Annotated in this window: 13 protein-coding genes; 5 read left to right on the top strand and 8 right to left on the bottom strand. The window is 63.0% G+C overall.

What is annotated here, in order from left to right; translation table 11 throughout:
- Positions 1-28 precede the first annotated feature (28 nt).
- The 6 genes from LOY35_RS04770 to LOY35_RS04745 form a co-directional block, all read right to left on the bottom strand.
- Positions 29-508 carry an Lrp/AsnC family transcriptional regulator gene (locus tag LOY35_RS04770; RefSeq protein WP_258631070.1) on the bottom strand — a complete coding sequence of 160 codons (480 nt, stop codon included), beginning with the start codon at positions 506-508 and terminating at the stop codon, positions 29-31.
- A 215-nt stretch (positions 509-723) separates the two neighbouring features.
- On the bottom strand, positions 724-1,725 hold the full coding sequence (gene doeB / locus LOY35_RS04765; protein WP_258631067.1) for a N(2)-acetyl-L-2,4-diaminobutanoate deacetylase DoeB: 1,002 nt from the start codon (positions 1,723-1,725) through the stop codon (positions 724-726).
- A gap of 3 nt (positions 1,726-1,728) precedes the next feature.
- A complete protein-coding gene (gene doeA, locus LOY35_RS04760; protein ID WP_258631065.1) occupies positions 1,729-2,919 on the bottom strand; it encodes an ectoine hydrolase DoeA in 1,191 nt (396 codons plus the stop codon).
- A gap of 40 nt (positions 2,920-2,959) precedes the next feature.
- Positions 2,960-3,952, bottom strand: coding sequence for a cyclodeaminase (locus LOY35_RS04755; protein ID WP_258631063.1), 993 nt, complete (start codon positions 3,950-3,952; stop codon positions 2,960-2,962).
- A gap of 21 nt (positions 3,953-3,973) precedes the next feature.
- Positions 3,974-4,945: a hydroxyectoine utilization dehydratase EutB gene (gene eutB / locus LOY35_RS04750; RefSeq protein WP_258631062.1), complete on the bottom strand. Its 972-nt coding sequence runs from the start codon at positions 4,943-4,945 to the stop codon at positions 3,974-3,976.
- 209 nt (positions 4,946-5,154) lie between these two features.
- Positions 5,155-6,549, bottom strand: a complete 1,395-nt coding sequence (locus tag LOY35_RS04745; RefSeq protein ID WP_258631059.1) for a PLP-dependent aminotransferase family protein — start codon at positions 6,547-6,549, stop codon at positions 5,155-5,157.
- A 283-nt stretch (positions 6,550-6,832) separates the two neighbouring features.
- Here LOY35_RS04745 and ehuB point away from each other — a divergent pair, with 283 nt between their 5' ends.
- From ehuB to ehuA, 4 genes are all read left to right on the top strand, one after another.
- Complete coding sequence (ehuB, locus tag LOY35_RS04740; RefSeq protein ID WP_258631056.1) at positions 6,833-7,687, top strand: ectoine/hydroxyectoine ABC transporter substrate-binding protein EhuB; 855 nt, start codon at positions 6,833-6,835, stop codon at positions 7,685-7,687.
- Between the two features lie 77 nt (positions 7,688-7,764).
- Positions 7,765-8,424, top strand: a complete 660-nt coding sequence (ehuC, locus tag LOY35_RS04735) for an ectoine/hydroxyectoine ABC transporter permease subunit EhuC (protein WP_258631054.1) — start codon at positions 7,765-7,767, stop codon at positions 8,422-8,424.
- A complete protein-coding gene (gene ehuD, locus LOY35_RS04730) occupies positions 8,421-9,077 on the top strand; it encodes an ectoine/hydroxyectoine ABC transporter permease subunit EhuD (protein WP_258631051.1) in 657 nt (218 codons plus the stop codon). Before ehuC ends, ehuD begins: the two co-directional genes overlap by 4 nt.
- On the top strand, positions 9,077-9,946 hold the full coding sequence (gene ehuA, locus LOY35_RS04725; RefSeq protein WP_408981181.1) for an ectoine/hydroxyectoine ABC transporter ATP-binding protein EhuA: 870 nt from the start codon (positions 9,077-9,079) through the stop codon (positions 9,944-9,946). The genes ehuD and ehuA overlap by 1 nt, the downstream gene beginning before the upstream one ends.
- A 163-nt stretch (positions 9,947-10,109) precedes the next feature.
- Here the strand turns inward: ehuA and LOY35_RS04720 are convergent, their stop codons facing one another.
- Together LOY35_RS04720 and LOY35_RS04715 are read right to left on the bottom strand one after the other, a co-directional pair.
- Positions 10,110-10,844, bottom strand: coding sequence for an OmpA family lipoprotein (locus LOY35_RS04720; protein ID WP_024777561.1), 735 nt, complete (start codon positions 10,842-10,844; stop codon positions 10,110-10,112).
- A gap of 124 nt (positions 10,845-10,968) precedes the next feature.
- A complete protein-coding gene (locus LOY35_RS04715) occupies positions 10,969-12,141 on the bottom strand; it encodes an aspartate aminotransferase family protein (RefSeq protein WP_258631049.1) in 1,173 nt (390 codons plus the stop codon).
- 98 nt (positions 12,142-12,239) lie between these two features.
- Here LOY35_RS04715 and LOY35_RS04710 point away from each other — a divergent pair, with 98 nt between their 5' ends.
- Entirely contained in the window at positions 12,240-13,160 is a 921-nt protein-coding gene (locus LOY35_RS04710) for a LysR family transcriptional regulator (RefSeq protein ID WP_258631047.1), read from the top strand.
- Positions 13,161-13,216 lie beyond the last annotated feature (56 nt).

Below are 13,216 nucleotides of genomic sequence, written 5' to 3'. Positions count from 1 at the left end.
CAGCGCGGAAAAGTGGTTTCTGCGGTGCTCAGGACGACTGCGCCAACTCCGCCGGGACGGCCCCGGCGGTCTTGATGGTTTTGGTGACCACGTAGGTGAAATAGCGCTCGATGCCAAGGTCTTCGAGCAGCAGTTGATCGACGAAACGCTGGTAATGATCGACGTCCGGCGCCTGGATCATCGCCAGGTAATCCACCCCGCCACCGGTGGCGTAGCAGAACGCGACTTCCGGTGCCGTGGCCATGCGCTGTTCGAAACGACGCATGTCCTGTGCGGTGTGCCGGGCGAGGGTGATCTCCACCAGCACCTGTTGGCGCTTGAACACCACCCCCCAGTCGATCTGAGCCTGGTAGCCGGTGATCAAGCCGGCCATTTCCAGCTTGCGCACCCGCTCCCAGGTCGGCGTCACCGACAGGTTGACGGCCTCGGCCAGGCTCGACTTGGTAATCCGCCCATCCTCGGCGAGGATCTGCAGGATCTTGAGGTCGTAGCGATCGAGTTTGTGCACGAGGAGAGTCTCCAGAAACCGAGAGAATGTGTGGGAGCAAAGCTTGCTCGCGATTGCGCCAAGTCCGTCATCAACCATATCGACTGGCCTGCCACTATCGCGAGCAAGCTTTGCTCCCACAGGTGTTGCGCCGTTTGATCCTTAACTGTCTGGTACTAGGGCAAGCCTTGCTCTCACAACCTTCCCGCCACAGGGTGTGCCGCTTGGCCAGGCAATCACGCCAACACATCCGCAATCACCGCCAATGTATCGCCGCACTGCACCAGCCCCGGAAAGTGCCGCGCCGCCAGCAATCCGCTGCGGGCGGCGCGGTATTCCACCGGGGCGACGCCGCTGCGGGTGGCGTCGTGGATGCGCGCCACCACCTCGCCGCGGGTCACGTGTTCACCCAGGTCGCGGCACATTTCCAGCAAGCCATCATGCTCACTGGCGATGAAGCAACTGGCGTCCGGCATGTCGAGCATCAGCGACGGCTGTAACTGGATCTCGCCCCGCAGGATGCCCGCATGGATCAACAGGTTGCGTACCCCGCGCTCGGCAATCGCCACGCTGCGGGCGGTCGATGAACCGCCGCCACCCAGTTCGGTGGTGACGAACACCTTGCCCTGGGATTCGGCCGCCGTGTCGTACATCGCCCCGGCGTCCAGCTCCAGCATGCGCATGCAGTACGGCGCGTTGAAGGCGAGCATCCCGGCTTCGCAGCGGGCCTGTTGCTGCTTGTCCGGCAGCACATGGCAGGCAGCGAACGGCAGGAAATCCAGGGTCCGGCCACCGGAATGGATGTCCAGGACAATGTCCGCCAACGGCAACAACGTGCGATTGAAATAGTCAGCGATTTTCTCGGTGACGGTGCCGTCCGGCCGGCCAGGGAAACTGCGGTTGAGGTTGCCCTTGTCGATGGGCGACGTCCGCCGCCCGGCGTGGAACGCCGGGGTGTTCATGAACGGCACGATGATCACGCGTCCGCTCACCTCCTCGGCCGTCAGGCGCTGCGCCAGTTTGCTCAGCGCCACCGGACCTTCGTACTCGTCGCCATGGTTGCCACCGCTGAGCAGGGCCGTCGGGCCGCTGCCGCGCTGGATCACGGTGATGGGGATCATCACCGCGCCCCAGGCCGAGTCGTCCCGTGAATACGGCAGCTTGAGAAAACCGTGCTGCACGCCCTCGCGGCTGAAGTCGACCGTGGCGTGGATGGGATTGGCGGGCAAATCACTCATGGTTCAATCCTTCACGAACAGTTGGCGGGGCACGTTGCACAGCGTCTCGACGCCCGTCTCGGTGATGAGGATGCTCTCGGTGATTTCCAGGCCCCAGTCATCCATCCACAGCCCCGGCATGAAGTGGAAGGTCATGCCCGGTTGCAACACACTGGTGTCGCCGGGACGCAGGCTCATGGTGCGTTCGCCCCAATCCGGCGGGTAGCTGATGCCGATGGGGTAGCCGCAACGACTGTCCTTGTGGATGCCGAATTTCTCCAGCACCTTGAAGAACGCCACGGCGATGTCCCCCGTGGTGTTGCCCGGCTTGGCCGCGTCCAGGCCGGCGGCAATGCCTTCGACCACGGCCTTTTCGCCGTCGAGAAAATGCCGGGGCGGCTTGCCCAGGTAAATGGTGCGCGACAGCGGGCAGTGATAGCGCTTGTAGCAACCGGCGATCTCGAAGAAGGTGCCGGCGCCCTTTTCGAACGGCGAATCGTCCCAGGTCAGGTGCGGCGCGCTGGCGTCGGCACCGGTGGGCAACAACGGCACGATGGCCGGGTAATCGCCGCCATGGCCGTCGGCGCCAAGAATGCCGCTCTGGTAGATGTCGGCCACCAGTTCATTCTTGCGCATGCCCGGCTCGATCCGCTCGAGGATGCGCCCGTGCATGTTTTCGACGATGCGCGCGGCGATGCGCATGTAGGCGATTTCCTGGGGCGACTTGACTGCCCGTTGCCAGTTCACCAGGCCCACGGCGTCCACCAGCTTTGCCTGGGGCAAATGGCGTTGCAGCGACAGGTAGGCGGCGGCGCTGAAGTAGTAGTTGTCCATTTCCACGCCGATGGTCAATGCGCCCCAGCCCCGGGCGATGATCACTTCCCGGGACAGGTAGTCCATGGGATGGCGCTCGCGGGACTGCACGTAGATGTCCGGGTAACCGACGATGTTGTCGGCCTGCATGAACACCGTGCGCCGGGCGCCGTTGGCGTCCTGTCCGCGACCGAACCACACCGGCTCGCCGTCCAGCGCCAGCAGCACGCACTGGTGCACGTAGAACGACCAACCGTCGTAGCCGGTGAGCCAGGCCATGTTCGATGGATCGGTGACCAGCAACAGCTCCAGGCCCTGGGCCTGCATGGCCACGCGGACCTTCGCCAGGCGCTGGGCGTATTCCTCCCGTTGGAACGGAAGCTTGACGACTATCTCTGACATCCACTTGTCCTCTGTTCAATGACGCACGAATGGAAAATGGTTAACGACCGAATGGGTAACCCTTGCCCGCGGCCCTGGCTCGCTCGAACGCCAGGTTGGCGATGGCGGTGTCCTGGGCGCCGGTGCCCGTGAGGTCGCACAAGGTCACCTGCGCTTCATCGGTACGCCCGGGCCGCTGCCCGGCCAACACCTGGCCCAGTTCCACCAGGGCGGACTCGTCGTGGACGGCGCCGGCGGCCAGGGCGTGGTGCAGCTCACCAAGCACCCGGGTCTGGCTCAGGCGGTCGGCGACGTAGCGGTCGACGGCGGCCAGGACCTGGGGGGCAATCTCGTTCTTGTGTTCGGCGTCCGACCCCATCGCGGTGATGTGCAGGCCGGGATGAAGGTGCCGGGCTTCGATCAGCGGCTCGCGGCTGGGGGTGCAGGTGATGGCGATGTCCACGCCTTCCATTGCGCTGTCGATGTCCGGGCACATCGTCACCGACAGGCCGGTATTGCGGGCCAGTTCGACGCTGAAAGCCTTGGCTTTTTGCTCATCGCGGGCCCAGACCCGCACCTCATCGACAGGTCGCACCAGCCGTAGCGCCTGAAGCTGCAACACCGCCTGCTCCCCCGCGCCGATCAACGCCACGCTGCGACTCTGCTGACGCGACAGGCAGCGCGCCGCCACGGCGCCAGCCGCCGCCGTGCGCACGGCGGTGAGGTAGCCATTGTCCAGCAGCAGCGCCTCCAGAAGGCCGGTGCGCGCCGACAGCAGCATCATCATGCCGTTGAGGCTGGGCAGGCCCAGCTTGGGGTTGTCGAAGAAACCGGGACTGACCTTGATGGCGAACCGTTCCAGGCCCGGCAGGTAGGCGGTCTTCACGTCCACTTCGCCGTTATGCTCGGGAATGTCCAGGCGCAGGATCGGCGGCATCGCCACCGCCGCCGTCGCCAGCAATACGAAGGCCTGTTCGATGGCGTCGATGCTGGGCAGGTCGAGGGCCACGCAACTGCGCAGGTCGGCTTCGCTCAATAAGGTGACTTGACTCATGACAGGCTCCGTTGTGCGTTGTTATTGATCGGCGCCGGCGAGCACGCGGGCATGTTGTTCGGTGTCGACGTTGCGGCCGCTGACCACCAGCACGATGGGCCCGCGTGGCTCGATAAGGCCGTCGAGCAACGCCGCGATGCCCACCGCCGCCGCGCCTTCCAACACCAGTCGTTCCTGGTGATAGGCATGGCGCAGGGCGCTGGCGATGGACGCTTCCGAGAGCAGGTGCACGCTGTCGCTGAGTTGGCGGGTCATGGCGAAGCTGTAGCGGTTGTCCAGGCCAATGCCGCCACCGAGGGAGTCGGCCAGCGTCGGCAGTTCTTCGACGTCCACCGGATGGCCGGCCGCGAGGCTGGCGTGCATCGCGGCGCCACGGGCCATGCTGATGCCGTGGACCTGGATGGCCGGGTTGGCGCTCTTGAGCGCCAGGGCGACACCGGCGAACAGCCCGCCGCCGGACAACGGCACCAGCACCTGGGCCACGTCCGGTTGCTGTTCGAGGATTTCCAGGCCGAGGGTGCCCTGGCCGGCGATGATCGCCGGGTGATCGAAGGGCGGCAGGAAGGTCGCGCCCTGCTCTGTGGCGATGCGCTCGGCTTCGCGCTGGGCGTCGTCCTGAGACTGGCCGACGATGCACACCTCGGCGCCCAGGTCACGGATTGCCTGGACCTTGTTGGCCGGCACCAGGTTGGAGAGGCAGACAATCGCCTTGACCCCTTGTTGCGACGCGGCATGGGCCAGCGCCCGGCCATGATTGCCGGTCGACGCGGTCACCACACCCTGGGCCTTTTGCGCCGGGCTGAGCTGCGCCACGGCATTGCTCGCACCGCGCAGCTTGAAGCTGCCAGTGATCTGCAGGGATTCAAGCTTGAGGTACACCGCCACGCCCATCAACCGCGACAGGCTGGGGGAATGTTCCATTGGCGTACGCCGCACCAGTGCCCCGATGCGCTGGCGAGCGAGGTAGATATCCTGAAGCTGCAAGACTGCCATGACCGCGTCCCGGGTTGATGTGTTGGGCGCAGTCTAAGAGGGCTGGATTGTGGTGATGAATGTACTAGGGCAATTTAATTCTCCACACACCACAAATCCCTGTGGGAGCGAGCCTGCTCGCGATAGCGGTGTGTCAGCTTGCACAAGTGTTGAATGTAACGCCGCCATCGCGAGCAGGCTCGCTCCCACAAGGGGCGGTGTTGAGGTCTTCAGAAATCATGGATCTGCGGGTACTGGTTGAAGATCTCCCGCATGCCGATCAGCGCATGACGCATTTCCTCGTCGCTGCATTCGGCACCGACACACACCCGCACCGCCCGGGGCCTTGGGGTGCCGCGGACGGTGAACGGATCGGGGGAGGTCACGGCGATGTGCTTGTGCCGTAGCGCTCGCACCAGGCTGTCCACTTCCCAATGGGGCGGGATGCCGATCCAGGTGTTCAATGCGTGAGGATGCTGCCCTAGCACGTGCTCGCCCATGTACTCGGTCACCATTGCCTGGCGCCCAGTCAATAACCGGCGTTGCAAGTGCACCAGGGCATCCGCACGACCGTCGCGAATCCAGCGGGCCGCGATTTCAGACACCATCGGCGTGCCCATCCAGCTGTTGACCCGCAAGATGCTCTCGGTGCGCAATGCCAGGCGCTTGGGCACCACCAGGTAGCCGGTGCGCAGCCCGGTGAGCACTGATTTGGTCATGCTGGTGCAATAGAACGACAGCTCCGGCAGGTAATGGCTGACAGGCGGCGCCCGGCGTTCGTCCAGCAGCGGGCCATACACGTCATCCTCGATGATGTGCACCCCGAAACGCCGGGCGATCCCGGCGATTTCCCGGCGACGGGCATCCGGCATCAGGCTGGTGGTGGGGTTGTTGAGGTTCGGTGTGCACACCAGGGCGGTGATGCGCTCGTTGCTGCACATGTCCTCGAAGTGTTCCGGGTCAATGCCATACCGGTCCATTTCGAGGCCCTTGAGGGTGAAGCCCAGTACCTGGGAGTTGCCAATCACGCCGTGATCCGTCAGCCCTTCGCAGAGCACCACGTCATCGGGTCCGGCCAGCGACGCCAGGGCCAGAAAGATCCCATGGGCGGCGCCGTTGGTGATCAGGATGTCATTGCGGTCGACCTTCAGCTTCTGTCGGCCGATCCACTGGGCAGCCGCTTCGCGGTGGGATTCGTAGCCGGCAATCGGCCGGAAGGCGTGAATCCACGGCTGGTCCTCTTCGGTGCTCAACTCGGCGCAGGTATCACGCCAGAACTGGTCGTGCTCGCGGGTGTGCAGGATCCGCGCATTGGAGAAATCCACCAGCGCCCGCTCGGGGCTGTCGAGGATGTAAGTCGCGACCCGGTCGCTCATGCGCCGCGAAACGAAACTGCCGCGCCCCACCTCGCAACGCACCAGCCCCTGGCGCTCCAGTTCCTTATAGGCATTGGTCACGGTCTGCACGCTGATGCCCATGGCGTCGGCCATTTGCCGTTGCGGCGGCAGACGCTGGTCGTTGGCCAGGACGCCCTGCTCGATATCCTCGGCGATGGCCTGGACCAGAATCTTGTATTTGGACTCACCGCTGCGGGCGACATCCAGGGCCGATTTCCATTTATCCATGACGCTGCAACCCGCGTGTATTCTGGTGCGCACAGCATCCCGCGGGAATCGCGGCAAAGCAATTGTCCTAGTGCAATGCAATCATTGCCGAGGCTTTTGTATGCTCCGGTCCAAGGTCGTCGTCCAGGCAAGTTGCTACCCTGACAACAAGCCGGATCGACCTGTACCGGCGCATTTCCAAGGTCCGGCCCGGATCAGCCGCTGTACGCTTTGCTCTTGTAACACTGCCTCCTACCACAGAACCGTCGGCTGACGGATCCACAAGAAACAGGAGATTTCATCGATGAGCAATTTTCTTCCCGGCACCTGCGCGCCCTTGCGTCGGTTCTTGTTGACCTGCGCCGTACTCGGCCTGGCCGGCAGCGTCCAGGCGAGTACCCTGGAGACGGTCAAAAGCAACGACAGTATCCGGATCGGCTACGCCAACGAAACCCCGTTCGCCTTCACCGAAACCGACGGTACCGTGACCGGTGAATCGCCGGAAATCGCCAAGATCATCTTCGCCAAGATGGGCATCAAGCAGGTCAACGGCGTGCTCACCGAATGGGGCTCGCTGATCCCCGGCCTGCGCGCCGGTCGCTTCGACGTGATCGCCGCCGGCATGTACATCACCCCGGCGCGCTGCAAGCAGGTACTGTTCACCGATCCGCAATACCAATTGCCCGACGCCTTGCTCGTCGCCAAGGGCAACCCGAAAAAACTCCACAGCTATGAAGACATCGCCAAGCAGCCGGATGTGAAGCTGGCGATCATGGCCGGTACGGTGAACCTGGCCTACGCCCGCGACTCCGGAGTCAAGGACGAGCAGATCCTCCAGGTGCCCGACACCACCGCTCAGTTGCAGGCGGTGCGCGCCGGTCGCGCCGATGCGGCCGTCGGCACCCAGTTGACCATGAAAGGCCTGGCGGCCAAGGGTGGCGACAAGGTCGAGGCCATGTCCGAATTCAAGGACGATCCGTCCCACATCGGCTACGGCGCCCTCGCCTTCCGTCCCGAAGATAAGGACCTGCGCGACGCGGTCAATGCCGAGTTGAAAAAGTGGCTGGGCTCCGAGGAACACCTCAAGGCCGTCGCGCCGTTCGGTTTCGACAAGTCCAACGTGACCAGCAAAACCGCCGCCGAACTCTGCGCCCAGTAGAAACCGGCGCTTCGAAACAGGCATGACGCATACGGCGTGATGCCTGTTCCCTGCTTCATCGGATATCGGGTTGAACCATGGGCGAACTACTTCCGTTATTGATACAAGGGGCCTGGGTCACGCTGCAGGTGACGTTCTTCGGCTCGCTGCTGGCCATTGTCGCGGCGGTCCTCGCGGCCCTGGGGCGGCTGTCGCCATGGCGGGCGCTGCGCTGGTTTTCCATCAGCTATATCGAAATATTCCGGGGCACCTCGCTGCTGGTGCAGTTGTTCTGGCTGTTCTTCGTGTTGCCGCTGCCACCGTTCAACATCGAGCTGAGCCCCTACGCCGTGGCGATCGTCGGCCTGGGTCTGCACATCGGTGCCTACGGGGCCGAGGTCATGCGCGGCGCCATCAGCTCGGTTGCCAAGGGCCAATACGAGGCCTGCACGGCGCTGAACTTCAGCGGCTTCAAGCGCTTCCAGCGGATCATCCTGCCTCAGGCCTTGCTGGCCGCCATTCCACCGGGCACCAACCTGCTGATCGAGTTGTTGAAGAATACCTCGCTGGTGTCGCTGATCACCTTGTCGGACTTGAGTTTCCGGGCCCGTCAGTTGGATCAGGCAACCTTCCAGACCCTGGAAATTTTCAGCCTGGCGCTGGTGCTGTATTTCGTCCTGGCCCAGGCCATCAACTTCGGCATGCGCAACGTCGAGCGTCGGTTGAGCCGGGGCCGGATGCGCGGAGGTCTGTCATGACGTTGTTCGACTGGTCTTACGCCGCGCAGATCCTGCCGGACCTGCTGCGCGCCTCCCTCAACACCGTGGGCATCACCCTGATCGGCTTTGTGATTGCGATCGTGCTGGGGCTGTTCCTGGCGATTGGTCGTCGCAGCCAGAAACTCTGGCTGTCCTGGCCGACCGCATTGGTCATCGAGTTCATCCGCAGCACGCCGTTGCTGATCCAGGTGTATTTCCTCTACTACGTCTTGCCCAACTACGGCTTGAGCCTGACGGCCATGCAAGTCGGCATCCTCGGCATCGGCCTGCACTACGCCTGCTACATCGCCGAGGTGTATCGCAGTGGCCTCGACGCGGTGCCACGGGCGCAGTGGGAAGCGGTGACGGCGTTGAACATTGCGCCCTACGACGCCTACCGCAACATCATCCTGCCCCAGGCCTTGCGACCAATCGTGCCGCCGCTGGGCAACTACCTGGTGGCGATGCTCAAGGACACGCCCGTGCTGTCGGCAATCACCGTGGTGGAAATCATGCAGCAGGCCAAGAACATCGGCTCCGAGAATTTCCGCTACCTGGAACCGATCACCATGGTCGGCCTGTTCTTCCTCGCCCTGAGCCTCGCCCTGGCCTGGCTGGTACGGCGCCTTGAAACGCGCATGGAGCTACGCTAATGACTTTACCTCTGTCTTCGTCCATCGACTTGTCCCGGCGCAGTACGCTGGCATCGCAGCAGGAGGCCCCGGCCATGCAGGATCCGATACCGTCCCGGCCGATCGTGAGTTTCCAGGACGTGAGCAAAAGCTACGGCAGTTTTACTGTGTTGGATCATCTGAACCTCGACGTCGCGCCCGGTGAAAAGGTCGCGATCATCGGGCCCAGCGGCTCGGGCAAATCCACTTTGCTGCGGGTATTGATGACGCTGGAAGGGATCAACCATGGGCAGATCTTCATCGAAGACGATTCACTGACCCACATGCCCAACCGCAACGGCGTGCTGGTGCCGGCCAACGACCGGCATATCCGCCGGGTGCGGGGCAAGATCGGCATGGTGTTCCAGAGCTTCAACCTGTTCCCCCACATGACCGCATTGCAGAACGTGATCGAGGCGCCGGTGCAGGTATTGGGCATGAACCCGAAGGAAGCCCGGGAGCGTGCCGCCGATCTGTTGGACATGGTGGGGTTGGGCAGCAAGCTCGAGCACTATCCTTCGCAGCTCTCCGGCGGCCAGCAACAACGCGTGGCCATTGCCCGGGCCCTGGCGATGCGGCCGAAGGTGATGCTGTTCGACGAAGTGACCTCGGCCCTCGACCCGGAACTGTGCGGCGAGGTGCTCAATGTGATCCGCAGGCTGGGAGCCGAGCACAACCTGACGATGCTGATGGTGACCCACCAGATGGGCTTCGCCCGGGAATTCGCCGACCGGGTGTGCTTCTTCTACAAGGGTCAGATCCACGAACAGGGCACGCCGGCGCAGATCTTCGAGCACCCGCAGCAGGAACGTACGTGTGCGTTTCTGAGTGCGGTGAAAGAGGCCAACTGAGCCCCATCACTCAAGTGACCATCTCTGTGATGAGAAGATAATTTGTGGCGAGGGGATTTACCCCCTCGCCACAAGGTGCAGTGCCAGGCCAAAGAACTGATAACCCCCAAAGAAAACGGGGCCCATGTTTCCATGGGCCCCGTTTTCATGTGCCGTCAGGCAATCATGGGTACTGCTGGTAAGTCTGCCCTTGCTGCGCCGGTGCCTGGTACTGCTGGCCCGGAATGGCCTTGAGGTTGACTTCCACACGACGGTTCTGCGCCCGCCCGTTGACGTCAGCGTTGCTGGCCACCGGATTATCCGGACCGGCGCCTCGGGCGCTCAGGTTGGCGCCGCTGACGCCCTGGGACGTCAGGTAGGTCGCCACGCTCTGGGCACGGCGCTGGGACAGGTCCATGTTGTGCTGGCGGCTGCCGGTGCTGTCGGTGTAACCGACGATTTCGATCTGGTTCTGGTTGAACTCCTTGAGGGAGTTGGCCAGGTTGTTCAGCGGCTGGTAGAAGCTGGAGGCAATGTTCGCCGAGTCGGTGGCGAAAGTGATGTTGCCCGGCATGATCAGCTTGATCTGGTCGCCCTGGCGCTGCACTTCAACACCGGTGTTGGCCATGCTGGCCCGCAGTTTCTTTTCTTGCTGGTCGGCGTAGTAGCCATAACCTGCCGCGGAAGCCCCCACGACCGCGGCGCCGATCAATGCGCCCTTGCCACGATTGTTGTGATCGATGGCCGCACCGGCCAGTGCACCGGCCAGGGCTCCGAGGCCGCCATACTTGGCAGTCTTGCTCATCCCTGAAGAATCCGTGGAGGCCTGGCCCTGGTTGTCATACGGGTTAGGCGACGCGCAGCCGGACAACAGGGCCACAGCGGTAGCGACAACGATCAAGCGACGCGAGGTGAACATGGGGACAAGCTCCTGGTTTTTCAGTCTGAAGTGCCAGGGCATGGGCAATCGACTCTGGCTGGCGTTGGAACGCAGCAAACGTTAAAAATTCCGTCACGCTGCGCTTCGCCTGGGTCGATTTTTATCACTGGACGAGGCTGCGGCTTACCCCCCGGACAATCATCTCGATTTCCCGGCCATCGATCGTCAACGGTGGCAACAACCGGATGGTCTTGCCCCGGGTGATATTGATCAACAGGCCGTGGTCCCGGGCTGCGCAAAGCGCCAGGTCGCGGACCGGTTGCTTGAGCTCGATGCCGATCATCAATCCCTGACCACGAATCGCCAGCACGTTCGGGTTATCCGCCAGCTCCGCCCGCAGCCGGGCGAGCAGTTGCCCACCCTGGCGCTTGGCATTGCCCACCAGATCCTGCTCTTCGATGATGTCCAATACCGTGCAACCGACCCGGCAAGCCAGCGGATTACCACCGAAGGTGCTGCCATGACTGCCGGGGGTGAACAGCTCGGCCGCCTTGCCCCGCGCCAGGCACGCGCCGATGGGCACGCCATTGCCCAACCCTTTGGCCAGGGTCATGACATCCGGCACGATGCCCTCGTGCTGGAACGCGAACCATTGGCCGGTGCGGCCAATGCCGGTCTGGATCTCGTCGAGCATCAACAACCAGGCACGCCGGGAGCACAGTTGCCGCAAAGCCTTGAGGTAGCCCGGCGGTGCCATTTGCACACCGCTTTCACCCTGGATCGGTTCCACCAGTATCGCGGCGATGCGTTCACCGTGGGCCTGCTGGATATCTTCCAGCGCGGCGAGATCGCCGAACGGCACCTTGATGAAATCCCCCGGCAACCGGTTGAACCCCAGCCGTACCGCCGGGCCGTCGCTGGCGGACAGGGTACCCAGGGTGCGTCCATGAAAAGCGTTTTCCATGACCACCACCAGGGGCTGCTCAATGCCTTTGTGCCAGCCGTAGAGACGCGCCAACTTCAACGCGGTCTCGTTGGCCTCGGCACCCGAATTATTGAAAAACACCCGCTCCAACCCCGACAGTTGCGTGAGCTTCTGCGCCAGCCGTTGCTGCCAGTCGATGCTGTACAGATTCGACGTGTGGAGCAACAGACCGGCCTGCTCGCTGATGGCGGCTACCAGCCGGGGATGGGAGTGACCGACATTGGTCACCGCCACACCGGCCACCGCATCGAGGTATTCACGACCGTCCTGGTCCCACAGGCGTGTCCCCAGCCCGTGGGTAAAACTCAGGGCCAAGGGTTGGTAGGTGGTCATCAGGCAGGCGGCGGTCATGACATCAAGCTCCATCGGGTGGTTTTTTCCAGTATGGTTAGCCACCTCTGCTGGATAAACGCTGCTTTACTTCAATCATTTAGAAGCCAGGCTTGATAATGGATCTGTTCCAGGCAATGACGGTTTACGTCAAAGTGGTAGAAACCGGGAGCCTGACCACGGCGGCCCAGGCATGCGAAATGTCCACCACCATGGTGGGCAATCACCTTCGGGCACTGGAACAACGCTTGGGGGTGCGCCTGATCAACCGCACGACCCGTCGGCAGCGTCTGACGGAATTTGGCTCGACCTATTATCAGCGTTGCTTGGAAGTCCTGGGGCTGGTGGCCGACTCCGAGCGCCTGGCCGAACAGACTCAAGGCGAACCCGCCGGTACCCTGCGCATCACCGCGCCGCTGACCTTCGGCACCGAACGCCTTGCGCCGGCCCTGGCCGAATTCAGCCAGCGCCATCCGCAAGTCAAACTCGACGTGGTACTGACCAACCAGCGCCTGGACCTGCTCGACCACGGCTTCGATGCCGCCATCCGCCTCGGTCTGTCCGATCCGAAATTGATCGCCCGTCCCTTGATGGATTACACCCTGACGATCTGCGCGTCCAAGGCCTACCTGGCCCGCCGGGGCACCCCGCAACAACCCGCCGACCTGCAACGGCACGACTGCCTGTCGTTCGCCTATTCCGCCGGCGACGAGTGGCGCTTCGCTCAGGACCACTGGCCCATCAACGGCTCGGATGGAGAAATCAAAGTGCCGGTGAACGGACCGATGCTGATCAACAGCTCGGCGGGCCTGCACCGCGCCGCCCTGGCCGGCATGGGCGTGGTGATGCTGCCCGATGCGCTGGTGGAACAGGACCTGAAGGATGGTCATCTGGTGGCGCTGCTGCAGGATTATCAATTGCCCCATCGGCCAATGAACCTGATCTACGCCCAGGATCGCTACCGGTTGCCGAAGCTGCGCAGTTTTGTGGAGTTTGCGTTGGAGAAATGGGCGAGATCTACTGACGAAACGAAAAAGTAGCCTTTAAAGGCTACTATTGAAGAAGTAGCCTTTAAAGGCTACGGTGAGACATCAAA

Source organism: Pseudomonas sp. B21-028, from assembly GCF_024749045.1.
Classification (GTDB): domain Bacteria; phylum Pseudomonadota; class Gammaproteobacteria; order Pseudomonadales; family Pseudomonadaceae; genus Aquipseudomonas.
The sequence above is the reverse complement of the archived record's forward strand: the minus strand, read 5'-3'. Positions and strand labels throughout refer to the sequence as shown.

What these genes read in the sequence shown, in the direction of transcription:
- doeB (WP_258631067.1), bottom strand. Translation starts at nt 1,725, where the DNA reads ATGAGTGATTTGCCCGCCAATCCCATCCACGCCACGGTCGACTTCAGC.
- doeA (WP_258631065.1), bottom strand. Translation starts at nt 2,919, where the DNA reads ATGTCAGAGATAGTCGTCAAGCTTCCGTTCCAACGGGAGGAATACGCC.
- LOY35_RS04755 (WP_258631063.1), bottom strand. Translation starts at nt 3,952, where the DNA reads ATGAGTCAAGTCACCTTATTGAGCGAAGCCGACCTGCGCAGTTGCGTG.
- eutB (WP_258631062.1), bottom strand. Translation starts at nt 4,945, where the DNA reads ATGGCAGTCTTGCAGCTTCAGGATATCTACCTCGCTCGCCAGCGCATC.
- LOY35_RS04745 (WP_258631059.1), bottom strand. Translation starts at nt 6,549, where the DNA reads ATGGATAAATGGAAATCGGCCCTGGATGTCGCCCGCAGCGGTGAGTCC.
- ehuB (WP_258631056.1), top strand. Translation starts at nt 6,833, where the DNA reads ATGAGCAATTTTCTTCCCGGCACCTGCGCGCCCTTGCGTCGGTTCTTG.
- ehuC (WP_258631054.1), top strand. Translation starts at nt 7,765, where the DNA reads ATGGGCGAACTACTTCCGTTATTGATACAAGGGGCCTGGGTCACGCTG.
- ehuD (WP_258631051.1), top strand. Translation starts at nt 8,421, where the DNA reads ATGACGTTGTTCGACTGGTCTTACGCCGCGCAGATCCTGCCGGACCTG.
- ehuA (WP_408981181.1), top strand. Translation starts at nt 9,077, where the DNA reads ATGACTTTACCTCTGTCTTCGTCCATCGACTTGTCCCGGCGCAGTACG.
- LOY35_RS04720 (WP_024777561.1), bottom strand. Translation starts at nt 10,844, where the DNA reads ATGTTCACCTCGCGTCGCTTGATCGTTGTCGCTACCGCTGTGGCCCTG.
- LOY35_RS04715 (WP_258631049.1), bottom strand. Translation starts at nt 12,141, where the DNA reads ATGACCGCCGCCTGCCTGATGACCACCTACCAACCCTTGGCCCTGAGT.
- LOY35_RS04710 (WP_258631047.1), top strand. Translation starts at nt 12,240, where the DNA reads ATGGATCTGTTCCAGGCAATGACGGTTTACGTCAAAGTGGTAGAAACC.